The organism is Pseudomonas sp. zjy_15 (assembly GCF_043101865.1).
GTDB classification, from domain to species: domain Bacteria; phylum Pseudomonadota; class Gammaproteobacteria; order Pseudomonadales; family Pseudomonadaceae; genus Aquipseudomonas; species Aquipseudomonas putida_Y.
Map to the genome: position 1 here is coordinate 156,944 of NZ_JBICII010000064.1, position 17,393 is coordinate 174,336.

12 protein-coding genes are annotated in these 17,393 nt (G+C 64.4%); all 12 read left to right on the forward strand.

Annotation, left to right across the window (positions count from 1 at the left end; genetic code table 11):
• Positions 1-70 precede the first annotated feature (70 nt).
• A complete protein-coding gene (locus ACF8EF_RS12735; RefSeq protein WP_392461252.1) occupies positions 71-1,561 on the forward strand; it encodes a BcsE family c-di-GMP-binding protein in 1,491 nt (496 codons plus the stop codon).
• The gene (bcsF, locus tag ACF8EF_RS12740) at positions 1,558-1,743 is read left to right on the forward strand and encodes a cellulose biosynthesis protein BcsF (protein WP_176684142.1); all 186 of its coding nucleotides are present in this window, start codon (positions 1,558-1,560) and stop codon (positions 1,741-1,743) included. The genes ACF8EF_RS12735 and bcsF overlap by 4 nt, the downstream gene beginning before the upstream one ends.
• Entirely contained in the window at positions 1,736-3,349 is a 1,614-nt protein-coding gene (gene bcsG / locus ACF8EF_RS12745) for a cellulose biosynthesis protein BcsG (RefSeq protein WP_392461227.1), read from the forward strand. Before bcsF ends, bcsG begins: the two co-directional genes overlap by 8 nt.
• Positions 3,346-3,564, forward strand: a complete 219-nt coding sequence (gene bcsR / locus ACF8EF_RS12750) for a cellulose biosynthesis protein BcsR (RefSeq protein ID WP_176684140.1) — start codon at positions 3,346-3,348, stop codon at positions 3,562-3,564. The genes bcsG and bcsR overlap by 4 nt, the downstream gene beginning before the upstream one ends.
• On the forward strand, positions 3,561-4,268 hold the full coding sequence (bcsQ, locus tag ACF8EF_RS12755) for a cellulose biosynthesis protein BcsQ (protein ID WP_176684139.1): 708 nt from the start codon (positions 3,561-3,563) through the stop codon (positions 4,266-4,268). Before bcsR ends, bcsQ begins: the two co-directional genes overlap by 4 nt.
• The gene (bcsA, locus tag ACF8EF_RS12760; RefSeq protein ID WP_392461228.1) at positions 4,265-6,874 is read left to right on the forward strand and encodes a UDP-forming cellulose synthase catalytic subunit; all 2,610 of its coding nucleotides are present in this window, start codon (positions 4,265-4,267) and stop codon (positions 6,872-6,874) included. Before bcsQ ends, bcsA begins: the two co-directional genes overlap by 4 nt.
• Entirely contained in the window at positions 6,871-9,159 is a 2,289-nt protein-coding gene (gene bcsB, locus ACF8EF_RS12765; RefSeq protein ID WP_176684137.1) for a cellulose biosynthesis cyclic di-GMP-binding regulatory protein BcsB, read from the forward strand. The genes bcsA and bcsB overlap by 4 nt, the downstream gene beginning before the upstream one ends.
• The gene (bcsZ, locus tag ACF8EF_RS12770; RefSeq protein WP_176684136.1) at positions 9,159-10,274 is read left to right on the forward strand and encodes a cellulose synthase complex periplasmic endoglucanase BcsZ; all 1,116 of its coding nucleotides are present in this window, start codon (positions 9,159-9,161) and stop codon (positions 10,272-10,274) included. Before bcsB ends, bcsZ begins: the two co-directional genes overlap by 1 nt.
• Entirely contained in the window at positions 10,262-13,780 is a 3,519-nt protein-coding gene (gene bcsC, locus ACF8EF_RS12775) for a cellulose synthase complex outer membrane protein BcsC (protein WP_392461229.1), read from the forward strand. Before bcsZ ends, bcsC begins: the two co-directional genes overlap by 13 nt.
• Positions 13,781-14,117: 337 nt before the next feature.
• Positions 14,118-14,984, forward strand: coding sequence for a 4-hydroxy-tetrahydrodipicolinate synthase (gene dapA, locus ACF8EF_RS12780; protein ID WP_392461230.1), 867 nt, complete (start codon positions 14,118-14,120; stop codon positions 14,982-14,984).
• A gap of 186 nt (positions 14,985-15,170) precedes the next feature.
• Positions 15,171-16,214 (forward strand): aliphatic amidase, encoded by a 1,044-nt coding sequence (locus ACF8EF_RS12785; RefSeq protein ID WP_176684133.1) that lies wholly within the window; start codon positions 15,171-15,173, stop codon positions 16,212-16,214.
• A 55-nt stretch (positions 16,215-16,269) separates the two neighbouring features.
• Positions 16,270-17,391, forward strand: a complete 1,122-nt coding sequence (locus ACF8EF_RS12790) for an AAA family ATPase (RefSeq protein ID WP_392461231.1) — start codon at positions 16,270-16,272, stop codon at positions 17,389-17,391.
• Positions 17,392-17,393 lie beyond the last annotated feature (2 nt).

Genomic DNA, 17,393 nt, shown 5'->3' on the forward strand with positions numbered 1-17,393 from the left:
GGATGTGACACATTCCGCCTTCAAACCGTTTCAATTTACCTTTTGCAGAGCCAGTGTTTTGACTAATGGAATGCAGTTGTTGGCGATTTCCGGCCTGAGCGTCGAGAGCAGCCAGCTTCATCAACAAGGACTGTACTGGTTAGCCTGTGACGCCGCCGAAGACGCCTCCTTGCTATGCCGCCAGGTAGTCGAAGGCCTGCCCGATAATACCAGGGCAGCCTTGATCGCCGATGCGCAAGCCATGGATGACGTGCTGGGTGCGCTCGACGCAACGCGCGGCCCGGCCGAGCTGGCACTGTATGAGGCCAACTCGCAAGCCACCCGTTATCTGGTTGAAGACCTGCCTCGTCTTGATGCCCATGGGCGTGTGCTGGTGCTGCTGGCACCGGCACACGCCTGGCTGGATAGCGAAGTCGAGCACTGGTGCAATGCGCTGCGCACGGCATTGTTGGCTGAAGCGGCGTTGCTGCTGGTCGTCAGTGGGGGGCAGAGCACTGCCTTGGTCGAGCGTCTGCGCGTTTTCAACCAGTGCCTCGACGGCCTGGGGCAGGTGTACCGCGGCAAAGGTGGGGTACGCTACCTGCAGCATTTCTGGAGCAGCCCGCTTGGCAAAGCCGCCACCCGGGACATGGAGCTGACTCGGCTGAGCGCGGGCTTTGCCGTTGCTGCCGCGCCTCAGGCACCCAGCGACACCGGTGGTGACGAGTTGCTGTGCCTGGCCCAGCGCCCGGTACTGGAAGGCGCGCCAGCCTTCTCCGAACACTGGCAGGTCTGCGAAAGCTTTGAGGAACTGGGGGGCAAAGCCAGCCGGGCGGTGTCTGCCACGGTGATCTTTGCCATGGACGGTGGGCAGCGTCTGGATAGCCTGGCGCGCCAACTGCACCACCTGCGGCAGTCGCGTGGCAACGCCTTGAAGCTGGTCGTGCGCGAAATGGCGCCGACCCTGCGTTATCAGGACGAACAGTTGCTGCTGGCTTGTGGTGCCAGCCAGATCGTGCCGTTCGGTGCCAGCTTGTCACGCTTCCTGACCATGGTGGAGAGCATCCAGGGTTACGTCTGGCGTCGACACCTGCCAACCGACTTCGATGCCTTGCTGGCACGTCTGCGGCCGCTGGCCATCTGCGGATTGGTAGCGCCACGGGCGTTCGCCGATGCTGTGCAAAGCATGTGGCACGGGGTGCGCAACGGCGAAATCGTCCACCAGTTGCTGGTGTTGCGTCCGGCGCCTGGCCTGACCCCGTTGCAGGCTTGCTCGCGTACGGTATTCCGCCGTGATGGCGACATTGCCTGCGTGGTTGGCGAGGTGCTGTTCCTGTTCCTGTTCGCTTGCCGCTCCGAAGGGGTCGAGCAAGCGCTTGACCACATTTTCCAACTGTCATGGAAAGAGTTGTTCATCAGCCAGGAGGTGCTTGCCGGCGTCGACAGCCTGTCCACTCCGGCCTTCCTCGACAGCAACCTACCGCAGCCACCCCGGAGCGACACAGTGGCGCAACTGCCTGCACAGGCATGGTCGGCGCTGGCACCGCGCAAGGTAGGCCTGGCCAAGCGGGGCGACGCATGAACTTCGTGCAACTGCTGCAGGTGGTCGGCATTACCGCACTCGTCACGCTGGGCCTGGCCTTGTTGCTAGTGCGCCTGAGTTCGGCATTACGTGGCGGGTTGCGCCGCCGCCTTCCCCCCCGCTATCTGAAACCGCTGGGCGTACGCCGCCGCGCTGCACGCCAGGAACCCCAGAATGACTAATACCACCATCACCCTCCCGGTACTGGCCCGCTGGCCTGGACTGGGAGGGTGGAACCTCTATTTTTTTGCAAAGTTTCTGCTGGTCGCACTTGGCATGCTCGACTTCCAGGCGCTGCCGAACCTGTTGTTCGCTGCGTTTCTGCTTGTCCCTTTGCCGGGCAAGTGGCTGCGTATTGCCCGGCAACTGCTGGCGGTGCCAATCGGCATCGCGCTGTTCTACCAGGACACCTGGCTGCCACCCTTCAGCCGGCTGCTTGCGCAGCCGGGGGTGCTGGACTTCTCGTGGGACTATCTGCTCGAGCTGCTGGGCCGTTTCATCAACTGGAACCTGCTGGGGGCGCTGGCAATGTTGCTGGTGGGTTACCTGTACCTACGCCATTGGCTGCGCCTGAGCACCCTGAGCCTGCTGGGGTTGGCATGGCTGTCGGTCGGCGGCTTGCCGTTGCTGGGTGCAAGCCAGGCGCCCGGCGTGGCGGCGCGCACCGCAGCCGAACCCGCGCCAGCCACTGCAGTAGCCGACAATGCCGCGCTCGACAGCTGGCTTGAGCGCTTCTTCGCCAGTGAGCGCGAGCGGGTGACGGCGTTCCCGGCCGTGAATGCCGATGAGCAACCGTTCGACCTGCTGGTGATCAACATCTGCTCGCTGGCCTGGGATGACCTGTCTGCCGTGGGGCTACGGGACAACCCGCTGTTGTCGCGCATGGACGTGATCTTCGACCAGTTCAACTCGGCGACCTCCTACAGCGGCCCGGCCGCCATCCGTGTGCTGCGAGCCAGTTGCGGGCAGTCGTCGCACGCTGGCCTGTACCAACCGGCCCCGGAGCAGTGCCTGTTGTTCCAGAACCTGGCCCGGCTGGGTTTCCAGAGCAATACCTTGCTCAACCACAGCGGCCGGTTCGACAACTTCATCGGCGACATTACCCAGCAGCACATGCCGCAACCGGGCATGCGAAATACCGACTTCCCACGGGCACTGGTGGGCTTCGACGGCTCGCCGATTGCCAGTGACCTGGATGTATTGCGCCGTTGGTGGGGGCAACGCAAAGGTACCCCGGACGAGCATGTGTCACTGTTCTACAACAGCATCAGCCTGCATGACGGCAACCGTATCGTCACTGCCGACGGCGGTACCCGCGTGGCCGACTATGCCACCCGCGCCAATCGCCTGTTTGGCGAGCTTGGCACCTTCCTTGACGAACTGGAGCGCAGTGGCCGCCGGGTAGTGGTGGCCATTGTCCCTGAGCATGGGGCCGCGTTGCATGGTGACCGCATGCAGTTGTCTGGCATGCGCGAAATTCCCACGCCGTCGATTACCCATGTGCCGGTCGGCCTGAAGTTCATCGGCATGGGCCAGCCTGCCCGCAACGAGCCGCTGCGGGTCACAGCTGCCACCAGCTACCTGGCGTTGTCCGAGCTGATCTCGCGTGTGTATGCGGGCCTCGGCCAGCAGCCGGTGCTGGATGTGCCCGGCCTGCTGACCGACCTGCCAACCACCGAGCAGGTTGCCGAAACCTCTGGCGCACAGGTGCTGAATTACCAGGGGCGTGCCTACATGCGCCTGCAAGGCCAGCCTGACTGGCAGCCGATCCCCAAGGAGCGCCCATGATCACTGGCAAGTCAGACCCGTCCGACCGTAGCGACGATATTGCCCAGTTGCGCCAGCACCTGGACATGCCAGAGCTGAACTATCAGGACATCTCGATGCTGGTGGGCGTTCAGCAGGCCCTGCAGCGCTGGCCATTGCTGGGTGAAAGCTGCAGGGCCAGCAGCGACGATGCGCTGTACGCGGCTGTCATCCAGCGCGAGAGGGTCGCGCCATGACCAGCCTGGCATTGCATGGGGTGCGCGGAGGCCTGGGGCGCAGCGCCTTGCTGGCTGCATTGGGCTACGCGCTGCAGGGCGTGGGCGAACGGGTGCTGTTGATTGACCTGTGCCCCAGCAACTTGCTCGGGCTGCACTTCAACCTGCCGCTGAATACATCCGAGGGCTGGGCGCTGGCCGAGCGGGAAGGGCGGCCATTCAGTGATGCCGTGTACGAGGTGCTCGATGGCCTGTGCCTGCTGCCGTACGGCAACCTGGCCGACGGTGCGCAGCACCGTGTGCCCGATGCGCAGTCATGGCGCGCCCGCCAGGTCGAGCTGGCCAAGCATTTCGACTGGCTGTTGTACGACCTGCCGCAATTGCCGGGCGATACCGCCGGCAACGGCATCGAGACTGATGTACGGGTACTGGTGGCGGAAGCCGAAATGGCCAGCCACCTGCTGCTCGGGCGCCGCCCGGTCGAGCACTTCGACATGCTGCTGGTCAATCGCTACGACCCGGCCAGCCGCTTGCAGAGCGACCTGTTGATGGTGTGGCGTGATCTGTTCCGTGATCGCTTGCCGATCCAGGTGGTCCATCGCGACGAAGCCTTCCTCGAAGCGCTGGCGTACAAGGCACCTCTTGGCCTTTACGCACCGCAGAGCCTGGCCTGCCGTGATGTGCAGAGTCTGGCGGTGCGCTGTCTGACGAGGCGCCAGCCGTGACCCTGACCCCTCTGTCGGCCTATACCTGGTTCACAGTCCGTGGCACGCGCCTGCCGGTTGCATGGCTGTTCACCCTCGGCGTGTGGCTGGCCTTCCTGTTCCTGCGCCTGGAGTCTCCTGCCTGGCAGGCGCTGCTGGCCGAGCGCCAACGCCTGTACCCGCAGCTGGCGGGCAAGCGCCCCACGCTGGGTGACCCGCTACGCCTGTTGATCCAGAGCCTGTGGTTGCTGCTGCGGCGCCAACCGCAGGCACGTACTGCAGGGCCTGGCCGCCGCGCATTGGGCGCGGTGCGCATGCACCTGCGGGGGGCAGGCGGGGTGGCGCGCCACTACCGCGGCCTGCTGATCGATGCACTGCACCAGGTGCCTGCGCGCTACCGCGCCAGTGCTTTCAGGCACGAAGCCTCGGCACGCCTGCGCGGCCTGAACGCGGTTGCCCGGCGGACGTTCTACAGCGTGCTGACGGTGTTCGCCCTCAGCCTCGCCCTGCTGTGTGTGACCGAGCCGTTCGGCTACCTGGCGCAGCTGATGTTCATCTGCCTGCTGCTGGTCATCGCCATGCTGGTGCGACACATGCCGGGGCGTTTCCCGACTTTGATGCTGATCGTGCTGTCGACCATCATCTCCTGCCGCTATCTGTGGTGGCGCTACACCTCGACCCTGAACTGGAACGACAACACCGACTTGGTATTCGGGGTGATCCTGCTGGCGGCAGAAACCTATTCGTGGTTCGTGCTGATCCTGGGTTACATCCAGACCAGCTGGCCATTGCAGCGCAAGCCGGCGAACCTCCCGGCCAACACCAGGCACTGGCCAACCGTCGATTTGCTGATCCCCACCTACAACGAAGACCTGTCAGTGGTGCGCACCACGGTAATGGCCGCGCTGGGCCTGGACTGGCCACGCGAGTGCCTGCGCATCTACATCCTCGATGATGGCCGCCGCGACACGTTTCGTGCCTTTGCCGACGAAGTGGGGGTAGGGTATATCGTGCGGCCCGACAGCAAGCATGCCAAGGCCGGTAACCTCAATCATGCGCTGGGCGTCACCGACAGCGAGTTGATCGCCATCTTCGACTGCGACCATGTACCGGTGCGCTCCTTCCTGCAACTGACCGTGGGCTGGTTTCTCAAGGACTCGAAACTGGCGCTGGTGCAGACACCGCACCATTTCTTCTCGCCTGACCCGTTCGAGCGCAACCTCGGCTCGTTCCGCCGCCGCCCCAACGAAGGGGAGCTGTTCTACGGCCTGATTCAGGATGGCAACGATATGTGGAACGCGGCGTTTTTCTGCGGCTCTTGTGCCGTGCTGCGCCGCACCGCGCTGGAAAGCATCGGTGGTTTTGCCGTCGAGACCGTGACCGAAGATGCCCACACCGCCCTGCGCCTGCATCGCCAAGGGTGGACGTCGGCCTACCTGAGCATTCCGCAGGCCGCGGGCCTGGCCACCGAAAGCCTGTCGGCGCACATCGGCCAGCGCATTCGCTGGGCCCGTGGCATGGTGCAGATCTTCCGCACCGACAACCCGCTGTTCGGGCGTGGCCTTAGCCTGTTCCAGCGGGTGTGCTACGCCAACGCGATGCTGCACTTCCTGGCCGGCCTGCCGCGGCTGGTGTTCCTGACGGCGCCTCTGGCGTTCCTGTTGCTGCATGCCTATATCATCTACGCACCGGCATTGATGATTCTGCTGTACGTGCTGCCGCACATGATCCACGCCAGCCTGACCAACTCGCGGATGCAGGGCAAGTACCGACAAACCTTCTGGGGCGAGGTCTACGAGACCGTACTGGCCTGGTACATCGCCCGCCCGACCACGGTGGCGCTGTTCGCGCCGAAAAAAGGCACGTTCAACGTCACCGCCAAGGGCGGCCTGATGGAGCAGGAACAGTTCGACTGGCGCATCGCCCAACCTTACCTGTGGCTGGCGGCGCTCAACGTGGTGGGTCTGGGTTTTGCGGTGTGGCGTATGTTCGCCGGCCCGACGTCCGAAATCGGCACGGTGATCGTCAGCTCGCTGTGGGTGATCTACAACCTGCTGATCATCGGTGCCGCAGTTGCGGTGGCCGCCGAAGTGCGCCAGGTGCGCCGCGCCCATCGGGTGCAGATGCGCTTGCCGGCGGGGTTGATGCTGGCCAGCGGTCATGCCTACCCCTGCACCCTGGTCGACTACTCCGACGGTGGTGTCGGCCTGCAGGTACAGCCAGGTCTGGAGCTGAACCCGGGGGAGCAGGTACGCCTGCTGCTCAACCGCGGCCAGCGTGAGTTCGCCTTCCAGGCGTGTGTCACCCGTACGGTCGGGCAACACGTGGGCCTGGTGTTCCACGACCTCGCCCTGCAACAGCGCATCGATCTGGTCCACTGCACCTTTGCCCGCGCCGATGCCTGGCTTGGCTGGAACGAGCAGCACGAGGTCGAGCGCCCGCTGCGCAGCCTGATCGATGTGTTGAAGCTGGGCGGCGTCGGTTACGTGCGCCTGGTCGAGCACATGCCGCCATGGCTGCGGGCGTGGTTGCGCCCACTGCGTTCGCTGGCGCTGTGGCTGGCCAGCTACTGGCCCCGCACACCGCGGGCCATCCCTTCCATGAACCCTGTTGATCGAGACGCATGATGACTGGTTATCCCGCGCGTACCTGGGGCCTGGCGATGGCGCTGTTTACCGCCTTGTCGCAGAGCGCCGCTGCTGCTCCTGTAGCCCCGCTTGCCGAGCCTGCGGTACCCACAACCACGGTACCAAACTGGCCGGTTGTGAAAACCTTCGAGCAGCTTGGGCATGCGTCCGACAGCCTGCTGCTGGGGGTACGCAACAGCGAGCATATCGAGTTCGGCCTGCGTCGCGATCGCCTGGCCACCGATGCCAGCTTGCAACTGGACTACACGCCTTCGCCAGCCTTGCTGCCGAACCTGTCGCACTTGCGTGTCTACCTCAACGACGAGCTGATGGGCGTAGTTCCGGTGGAAAAGGAGCAGTTGGGCCAGCGTGTACGTCGCCAGCTGCCGTTGGACCCGAAACTGCTCGGCGACTTCAACCGGGTACGTCTGGAGTTTGTCGGACACTATACCGATGTCTGCGAAGACCCGGCGCACAGCGGCCTGTGGCTTAACCTTAACCGCAAGAGCCAGGTACAGTTGCACGAGCAGGCGCTGGTGCTGGAAAACGACCTGGCGTATTTCCCGTTGCCGTTCTTCGATACTCGCGACACCGGCAAGGTAGTACTGCCGGTGGTGTTCAGCGGCGTGCCGAGCCTGGGCGAGCAGCGTGCGGCAGCAATCCTGGCATCCTACTTCGGCAGCCAGGCCGGTTGGCGCAAGGCCAGCTTCCCTGTGCTGTACAACCACCTGCCGGCCCGTGGCGAAAAACCTGCACCGAGCATCGTGTTTGCCAGCAACGACCGTCGCCCGGCGTTCCTCGCCGATCTGCAGCAGTTCCCGCCAGTCGACGGCCCCGTGCTGCAGGTGATCGATCATCCGGACGACCGCTTCAGCAAAGTGCTGCTGGTGCTGGGCCGTAACGACGACGACCTGATCAAGGCCGCCTCGGCGCTGGCGGTCGGCAACAATCTGTTCCGTGGCGCGCGCGTCAAAGTGGAGCAGATGACCGCGCTGCAACCGCGTCAGCCCTACGATGCGCCGAACTGGACGCGCACCGACCGGCCGGTACGATTTGCCGAACTGATGGATTACCCCGAGCAACTGCAAGTCAGTGGCCTGCAACCGCGGCCGGTGACACTGGAACTGAACCTGCCGCCCGACTTGTTCGTCTGGCGCAACCAGGGTATTCCGCTGCGCACCCTGTACCGCTATACGGCGCCAGCGGTGACCGACGAATCGCGCCTGAGCATCAGCGTCAACGATCAGTACATCACCAGCATGCCGCTGGTGGGCAATGACCGGCGCGGCGGTACCCTTGAGGAAATGCGCCTGGCAGTGCTGTCCGGTGACAACACTGCATTGACCGAGAACTCGCTGGTGCCGGCGCTGAAGATTGGCGACCGCAACCGCCTGCGCTTCGACTTCAGCTTTGCCAGCACCCTGGGCAGCGCCCAGCGCGATCGCTGCCAGACCTCGCTGCCGGTGGACGTGCGTGCAGCGATCGACGACAACTCCACCATCGACCTTTCCGGTTACCACCATTACATCGCCATGCCCGACCTGCGTGCATTCGCCCGCAGTGGCTTCCCGTTCAGCCGCATGGCCGACCTGTCCGAGACGCTGGTCATCATGCCGGCCAAACCTACGGCGATGCAGGTCGGCACTTTGCTCGACACGGTTGGCGGGTTTGCCGGACAGATCGGTTACCCGGCGCTTGGCCTGCAATTGATCGACGACTGGCAACAGGCCGCAGCGGCAGATGCCGACTTGCTGCTGATCGGCAGCCTGCCCGAGGCCCTGCGCGATGCGCCCAACCTTGGCCTGTTGCTCAGCGCCCAGCGTGACTGGTTACTGCAGGGCCGCAGCGCATCGTTGCCCGGTGGCCAGCGTTTCGATACTGAGCCGGTGGCTGCAAGCAGCCGCGTGGCGGTCAGCGCCCAGGCGCCGATTGCGGCCATCACCGGGCTGAAGTCGCCGTTCCACGAGCAGCGCAGTGTTGTGGCCTTGCTGGCCAACAGCGACAGCGATTACGCATTGCTGCGCGACGTGCTTGGCGATGTGGGCAAGCTCGATGCGGTGGCGGGTTCGGTAACGCTGGTACGCAGCAGTGGCGTGAGCAGCCAGTTCGTCGGCGAGCACTACTTCGTGGGCGCGCTGCCGTGGTGGCTGCTGCTGTGGTTCCACTTGTCCGAGCACCCTGTGTTGCTGGCGGTGATCGCGGCTGTTTGTGTGGTGCTGTTCGCCTTCTTGTTGTGGCGGGCACTGCGCTGGGCTGGCAAGCGCCGCTTGGGTGAGGCGGGGTGATGATGCGCCAGATGCTGGTAGGGCTGGTCGCCTTGGGCCTGCCCGTTTTCGCCACTGCCGGGTCGGTTTGCCCATGGCCTGCCTGGGAGCGGTTCAAGGCCGAGCTGGTGAGTGTGGATGGGCGGGTCATCGACCCGAGTGACGAGCGCCTGATCACCACCTCGGAAGGGCAGAGTTACGCGCTGTTCTTCGCCCTGGTAGGCAACGACCGGCAAACCTTCGCGCAGTTGCTGCGTTGGACCAGCAACAACCTCGCCGAGGGTGACCTGGCCCGGCATCTGCCTGCCTGGCTGTGGGGCCGTGACGGGCAGCAGCAGTGGCAGGTGCTGGACGCCAACAACGCCAGTGATGCCGACCTGTGGATCGCCTACAGCCTGCTGGAAGCAGGGCGGTTGTGGGACCAGCCGGCCTACACGCAGCTGGGCCAGCACCTGCTGTGGCGTATCGCCGCGCAGACCGTGCGCAAGCTTCCAGGCCTCGGCGTGATGTTGCTGCCAGGTGACTACGGCTTCGAAGACGCCCAGGGTACCCGCCTGAACCCCAGCTACCTGCCGCTGCAGCTGCTCGACCGCTTCAGCGAGGTGGACCCATTGTGGGGTGAGCTGGCGGCCAACACGCGGCGTTTGTGGTTGGCATCGTCGCCAAAGGGCTTTGCCCCGGACTGGTTGCTGTGGACCCCGGCCGGAAAGCCAGCGGCAGACACGAAACATGGCAATGCCGGTGATTATGACGCCATTCGCGTGTACCTGTGGGTCGGCATGTTGGCCGAGGGGGCGGCGCAACGCCGCGAGCTGGTGGCCCATTATGCGCCGATGGCGGCATTGACCCAGCGCCAGGGGCTACCTCCTGAGCATCTGGATACACGCAGCGGTGAAGCCCGCGGCCATGGCCCGGCGGGTTTCTCTGCGGCCTTGCTGCCATTGCTTGCTGCCTCGCCTGAGCACGTGGCCGGCTTGGCGGCCCAGCGCCAGCGCTTGCGCGAACAGCCGATCGAGGCCAAGGCGTATTACAGCCAGGTGCTGGCGCTGTTCGGCCAGGGCTTCGACGAGGCCCGTTACCGTTTTGACCCGCACGGCCGCCTGTTGCCGGCCTGGAGCGCGCCATGCAGCGAATGATCGGCGTGTTGATGCTGGCGGCAATAACCTGGCAGGCAGATGCGCAACCCAAGGATATCGATGAACAGCGCCAATGGCTGCTGGACCAGGTACGCCGCGGCGAAGCGCTGCACCGTGACGACCTGGTGCGCGATGCGCTGGGCCGTTTGCAGTTGCTTGAACCGCGCAACCCGGACGTGTTGCTGGCGGCCTTGAGCCTGGCATTGCGCGAGAAGAACAGCAGTGAAGCCGAGCAGTTGAGTGCGCGGATCAGTGCCGTTGCGCCTGGCAGCCTGCAAGCACGTCAGGCCAGGCGCCTGCTTGAACTTCAACAACCGGCGCCTGCGCGGCGCTTGCAGCAGGCGCGTCTGCTGGCGGTTACCGGCCGTAACGAAGAGGCGCTGGCGGTGTACGAACAGTTGTTTGCCGGCGAACCACCCAGCCTTGAATTGGCCCTGGACTACTGGCGCGTGCGCGGCAATCTGCCAGGCCAACGCCCAGAGGCGATCCGCCAGTTGCAGCGGTTGGATCAGCAGTATCCAGGCAGTGCCGGGCTGCGCCAGACCTTGGCTGGCTGGTTGTTCGCCGAAAAGCGTGATCGCGAGGCCTTGGCCCTGCTCGATCAGCTGGCGCGAGACCCCGGTGCACGGGATGCCGCTGCCCAGCGCGAGTTCGACTACCTGTCCGGGCAAGCCGTGAGTGCCACCAGCGCGGCGGCCTGGCAAGCCTTTCTTCAGCGTTACCCGGCTTCACCGTTGTTGGCACAGGCCAGCGAGACCTTGCAACAGCAGCGCAAGCTGCTGGCCGACCCGGCATGGCAGGCCGGTCAACGGGGTAAGGCGTTGCTCGACAAGGGCCGTAATGTCGAAGCCGAAACGCAGCTGCGCCGCGCCCTGCGCCAGTACCCGGGCGATGCCAGCCTGCAGGGGGCCCTGGGTTATGCGTTGATGCGCCAGGGCCGCCATGAAGACGCCCATGCTGCGTTCCGCGCGGCGAGCGCCAAGGAGCAGGACACCTACCGGATCAGCCAATGGAAGGACCTGGAGTCGTCCAGCCAGTATTGGGCCCTGCTGAAAAAAGCCGAGCGGGCCCTGGCGGCGAAAGATGTGCGCGGTGCGCGCACACTTTACCGGCAGGCTCGCCAGCAACGGCCAAAGGATGAATACGCGTTGTTGGGCCTGGCAGATGTCTCGCTGGCCGAGGGCGATGTGGCGGCTGCCGAGCGGCAGTACCTGCAGGTACGGCGTATGGCGCCGGATAACGAAAGTGCCGTGCGTGGCTTGATGCGCGTTTACCAGGTGCAATCGCCAGGCAAGGCGCAGGCATACCTGGACAGCCTGCCACCACGGCAGCAGGCGCAGTTCGCCAGCCTGCGACGTAGCCTGGAACTTGCGCGGCTGCGCCAGCAAGGGGACGAAGCCCTGCAGCGCGAGGACTGGTCGACGGCCAGCCACGTGCTGGGCCAGGCCACGGCTCTGGCCCCCGATGAGCCTTGGCTGGTGTATCAGCTGGCCAACAGCCTGCGTCACCAAGGGCGTACTGGCGAGGCCGACGCGGCATTTGCCAGGCTGGTGCGGCACCAGCCACATGATCCGGCAACGCGCTATGCCCACGGCCTGTTCCTGGAGTCCAGCGACCGTGATGCCTTGGCTCTGGACAGTCTGAGGGCGGTACCTCAGGCGACCTGGAGCGCGGACATGCACGCGCTGGAGCAACGTGTTCAACGGCGTATGACCCTGGCCTCTGCGCAGCAGTTGCAGGCACAAGGCCGCAGTGCCGAGGCGACAGCCTTGCTTGAAGCCGGCCTGGCGCGTGGTGAAGGTAGCCCGGACGACTTAATGCTGTTGGCTGACTGGGCAGCAGCGCGTGGTGAACATGGCAAGGCGCGCAGCTATTACCAGCGTGTACTGGTCGTGCAGCCTGGGCGCCCTGATGCACGCCTTGGGGTGATGGAAAGCGCCGTGGCCGAAGGCAACCTGCAGCAGGCCCGGCACATGCTGGGCGTGAAGGTGCCACAATTTGCCGCTGATGACGGCAACGCCCAGCGGCGCCTGGCGGCGGTGTGGACCGCGTTGGGCGAACACGATCAGGCGGCCAGGCTGCTTGACCGTGTTGCAGCGCAGCAGACGCGCCCCGATCCGTTGTTACGGCGCGACGCCGCCCGCCTGGTAGCGCAGGATGATCCTCAACGAGCACTGGACCTTTATGCGGCGGCGATGGCCGATGCACAGTTGCTGGACCGTGCTGCCGTAGCGCCACGGGATGACCGTGCATTGACCCTGGCCAGCCGCGAACAGGATGGCGACGACTGGCTGGCCCGCAGCCTGCGCAGTGATCTGGATGCCCTGTATCGCCAGCGCAATACCCATGTGACGCTGATGCATGACTACGGCTGGCGCGAGGATGACGGTACGCCCGGCACGTCGGAACTGAGTACCCAGTCGACCTTGTTGCATGTCGACACTCCTTGGCAGGAGGGCACCGCGTTTGCGCGGGTAGAGCGCATTGGCATGGATGCGGGGTCGTTCGAGCCGAACGATCAGGGGCGCTACACCCCCGACTTCGGCAGTTGCCAGTTTGTTGGCCAGACCGCTGACGGCAAAACACTGCCCGCGTGCCCGGGGGGATCGCAGACTGCAAGCGGCAGTCTGTTGGCGTTGGGTTGGCAGGGCAGCCGCTGGGCGTTCGACCTGGGCACCACCCAGGGCTATGCAATCAACAGCTGGCTGGGCGGCGCAACGGTCAACGGTGACCTCGGGCAGGTTGGCTGGTCGCTGACCGCCTCGCGCCGGCCGATGAGCAATTCATTGCTGTCGTTCGCCGGCGCACGCGACCGCCCGACGGGCGTGCGCTGGGGCGGGGTCACTGCCAATGGCGCCACGCTCGGCCTGAGCTGGGACCAAGGTGGCGACAACGGGGTGTGGGCCAGCCTGGGGCACCATTGGCTGTACGGCGAAAACGTGGCCGACAACCAGCGGACCCGGGCCATGGCCGGCTTTTACCACCGCGTGGTGGAAAAGGCCGACGAGCGTGTGCGTGTAGGCGTGACGCTGATGCACTGGCGCCACGACAAGGACCTGAGCGGCTACAGCCTGGGGCAGGGCGGTTACTACAGCCCGCAGCGTTACAGTTCGGTGGGCGTGCCGGTCAGTTATGCCTGGCGCAACTACGACTGGTCGCTGCTGCTGGAAGGTTCCGTCAGCTGGTCTCAGGCCCATAGTGGCAGTAGCCGCTTGTACCCGGACGCACACATCAACCGCAAGGTACTGGCGCAATATGGCGTCGATTCCAACCTCGATGCGATGACTGAAGCCAGCGACAGCAGTGGGTTGGGCTACCGCCTGCGCGGGCTGTTCGAACGGCGCCTGAGTGACCAGTGGGTACTGGGCGGCGGCTTCGACTGGCAGCACAGCGATGACTATGCGCCTAGCCATGGCATGCTCTACCTGCGCTACCTGTTCGAACCGTGGCGAGGCAACCTGGCCCTGCCGGTGACACCACTGGAGCCTTACAGCGAGTGGCGGTGACGGCAATCGCGGCGTTGCAAGGGGCGCGCCTGCACGGGGCGATGCGGGCCAAGGGTTGACACCAGGCACGCCGCCCCACCATTATCCAGCCATACCTACGCAACGGGCTTGCCAGCATGTCCCCATCCAACCACGCCATTTCCGCTTCGGGCTTCATCGCCCAGGCAGGCGCGTGCGTTGCCGTTGCCAAGAAATCCAAGAAACAGCCGCTCATCTGACCGAGGCGCGCTGTCTCGTCAGGTGGGCTGACGAGACAGAAGGCGCCAGGTATCCCTGCCACCACCTCCACTCTTCGCCCTGCTGACGCTGACTTTCGGTCAACATCAGGAGTTTTTGCATGTCGAATTTCCGTGGTATCTGGATCGCCCTCGTCACGCCAATGCGCGCCAATGAAATCGACTTCCCAGGCCTGGAAAAGCTGGTGAAGAAGCTGCTCGAAGACGGTGTGGCCGGTTTTGTGGTGTGCGGTACCACGGGTGAGGCGGCGGCATTGTCCAAGGTCGAGCAACTGGCGGTGCTGGATGCTGTGCTGGCCTGGGTGGAGCCGGGCAGGGTGGTCATGGGCCTGTCAGGTTACAACCTGCGCGAGCTGTTGGCCTTCCAGGCTGAAATCCAGCAGCGTGACATTGGCGGGCTGCTGGTTCCCGCACCTTGCTACATCTGCCCTTCGCAGGCTGGCATCGAAGCCTTCTTCGCCACCGTGGCCGATGCCGCCAGCGTGCCAGTGATCGTCTACGACATTCCCTACCGCACCTGTGTGCGTATCGAACGTGAAACCCTGCGCCGTATCGTGCGCCATCCACGCATTGCAGCGGTGAAAGACTGTAGCGGTGACAGCGAGACGACCATGGCCTTGATCGAGGACGGCCACGCCCAGGTGCTGGCCGGTGAAGACCTGCAGATCTTCAACAACCTGTGCCTGGGTGGGGCTGGGGCCATTTCAGCCTCCGCGCATGTGCGCGCCGACCTGTACGTACGCATGGTGCAGCAGGTCGACAGCGGCGATTGGGCCGCCGCGCGTGGTACGTTCTACCAGTTGCTGCCCTGGATCAAGGTGGCTTTTACCGAGCCCAACCCGGCTGTGGTCAAGGCGGCGTTGCAGCTGCAAAGCTTGATTGCAGACGAGCTGCGCGAGCCCATGCAGGCGTGCACGAATACCACCCGAGACAAGCTGCAAAGCGTGCTGTGCTCACTCGGCGCCTGAAGCGGCAACGGTTGATGGCGGGTTGACAAGCCGCCACACCCGGCATATACCGTTGGTTGTCAGGAGCCGCGCATCAATGGCGATGTCGCGGCCTCCACACCGAACCCCAAAGAGCAAATGAGCTCTCTCCGCATGCGGAGAGGGCTTTTTTTCGTCCCTGAAAAATAACAACAAGAGGTGGTCAACATGCGTCATGGTGATATTTCCAGCAGCAATGACACCGTCGGCGTCGCCGTGGTCAACTATAAGATGCCGCGCCTGCATACCCGCGATGAAGTGCTCGAAAACGCCAGAAAAATCGCCGACATCATTGTCGGCATGAAGCAGGGGCTGCCGGGCATGGACCTGGTGATTTTTCCGGAGTACAGCCTGCAGGGCATCATGTATGACCCGGCCGAAATGATGGAAACCGCCGTGGCCATACCCGGCGTGGAAACCGAAGTGTTCGCCCAGGCCTGCCGCAAGGCCAACGTCTGGGGCGTGTTTTCGCTGACCGGCGAGCGCCATGAAGAGCACCCGCGCAAATCCCCCTATAACACCCTGGTGCTGATCGACAACAACGGCGAGATCGTGCAGAAGTACCGCAAGATCATCCCCTGGTGTCCGATCGAGGGCTGGTACCCGGGCGACCAGACCTACGTTGCCGATGGCCCCAAGGGCCTGAAGATCAGCATGATCATCTGCGATGACGGCAACTACCCGGAAATCTGGCGCGATTGCGCCATGAAAGGCGCCGAGCTGATCGTGCGTTGCCAGGGTTACATGTACCCGGCCAAGGACCAGCAGGTGCTCATGGCCAAGGCCATGGCGTGGGCTAACAACTGCTATGTTGCAGTGGCCAACGCCGCGGGCTTCGATGGTGTGTATTCCTACTTCGGTCACTCGGCAATCATCGGTTTCGATGGCCGTACACTTGGCGAGTGCGGTGAAGAGGAGATGGGTATCCAGTACGCTCAGCTGTCGATCTCGCAAATTCGCGATGCGCGGCAGAACGACCAGTCGCAAAACCACCTGTACAAGATCCTGCACCGTGGCTACAGCGGTATGCATTTGTCTGGCGACGGTGACCGCGGCATTGCCGAATGCCCATTCGAGTTCTATCGCACCTGGGTGCTGGATGCCGAGAAGGCCCGCGAGGACGTCGAGGCCCTGACCCGGCGCACCTCGGGGGTGGCGCAGTGCCCGGTCGGCAGTCTTCCCTACGATGCCAAGGAAAAGGAAGCCCGCTGACGGGCTTGCCCAGCGTGCCTGCGGGCACGCTGTTTCACAAAGCGAGGGGAAGACCATGCCGTTCCTGAACGACCTGCTGGAGCAGACGCGTCGCGATGCGTCCTCCAGCGCTGCACTGAATGCCGAAAACTGCCACACCCGGGCAATCGTCGAGACCCACCAGCGTAGCGAAGACACCCTGCAGTCGCGTTTCCGCTTCGATGTCGCTGCCGTCATGCAGGTAGTACGCAACGAAGTACTGGGCCAGGACGAAGCCTTGCAGGCCATCGAAGATGTGCTCACGGTGGTGCGGGCGGATATTCTCGACCCGCGCCGGCCGCTGTTCACGGCACTGTTCCTCGGCCCGACCGGAGTCGGCAAGACCGAGGTCGTGCGTGCCCTGGCCCGCGCCCTGCACGGTGATGCCGATGCCTACTGCCGGGTCGACATGAATACGCTGGCCCAGGAACACTACGCCGCCGCCCTGACCGGCGCGCCACCGGGCTATGCTGGCGCCAAGGAGGGCCGCACGCTGTTCGACCAGGCGCTGCTGGACGGAAGCCAGGGACGCCCGGGGATCGTGCTGTTCGATGAGCTGGAAAAGGCCAGCAAGGAGGTGTCCCAGGCGCTGCTCAATGTGTTTGACAACGGCCTGCTGCGCTTGGCCTCCGGTGAAAAGAGCTTCAATTTTCGTAACACGCTGGTGTTCATGACCAGCAACCTGGCGGCAGACGAAATACGCCAGCACCGGCTGGGCCCGCTGGCGTCGCTGCGGCGCCTGCTTGACCTGCAGGCAGCGCGCCGCGAGCGTTTGCCGGGTCTGGTGCGGCGGCGCCTGGTGAACCGTTTTTCTGCCGAGTTCGTCAACCGCATCGACAGCACCGTGGTGTTCAATGCCATCGAACAGGAGGTGGGCGAGCGCATCGTTGAACTGGAGGTGTCACGCCTGAACCGGCGCCTTGCCAAGCATCACTGCCACCTGCAGCTGGATGCTGCGGTGGTTGGCAAGCTGGCCAGCGAAGGCCATGACCTGGAGTTTGGCGCGCGTGCGCTCAAGCGCTTTATCCGCCATGAGCTGGAAGTGCCACTGGCCGAGTACTTGCTCGGTAACCGCATCCCATGCCGGGCAGAAGTGACGTGCATGACGGTGGCCGGCCACCTCGAGCGCGGGCGCATCCGTTTTTCGTTGCCGACATGATG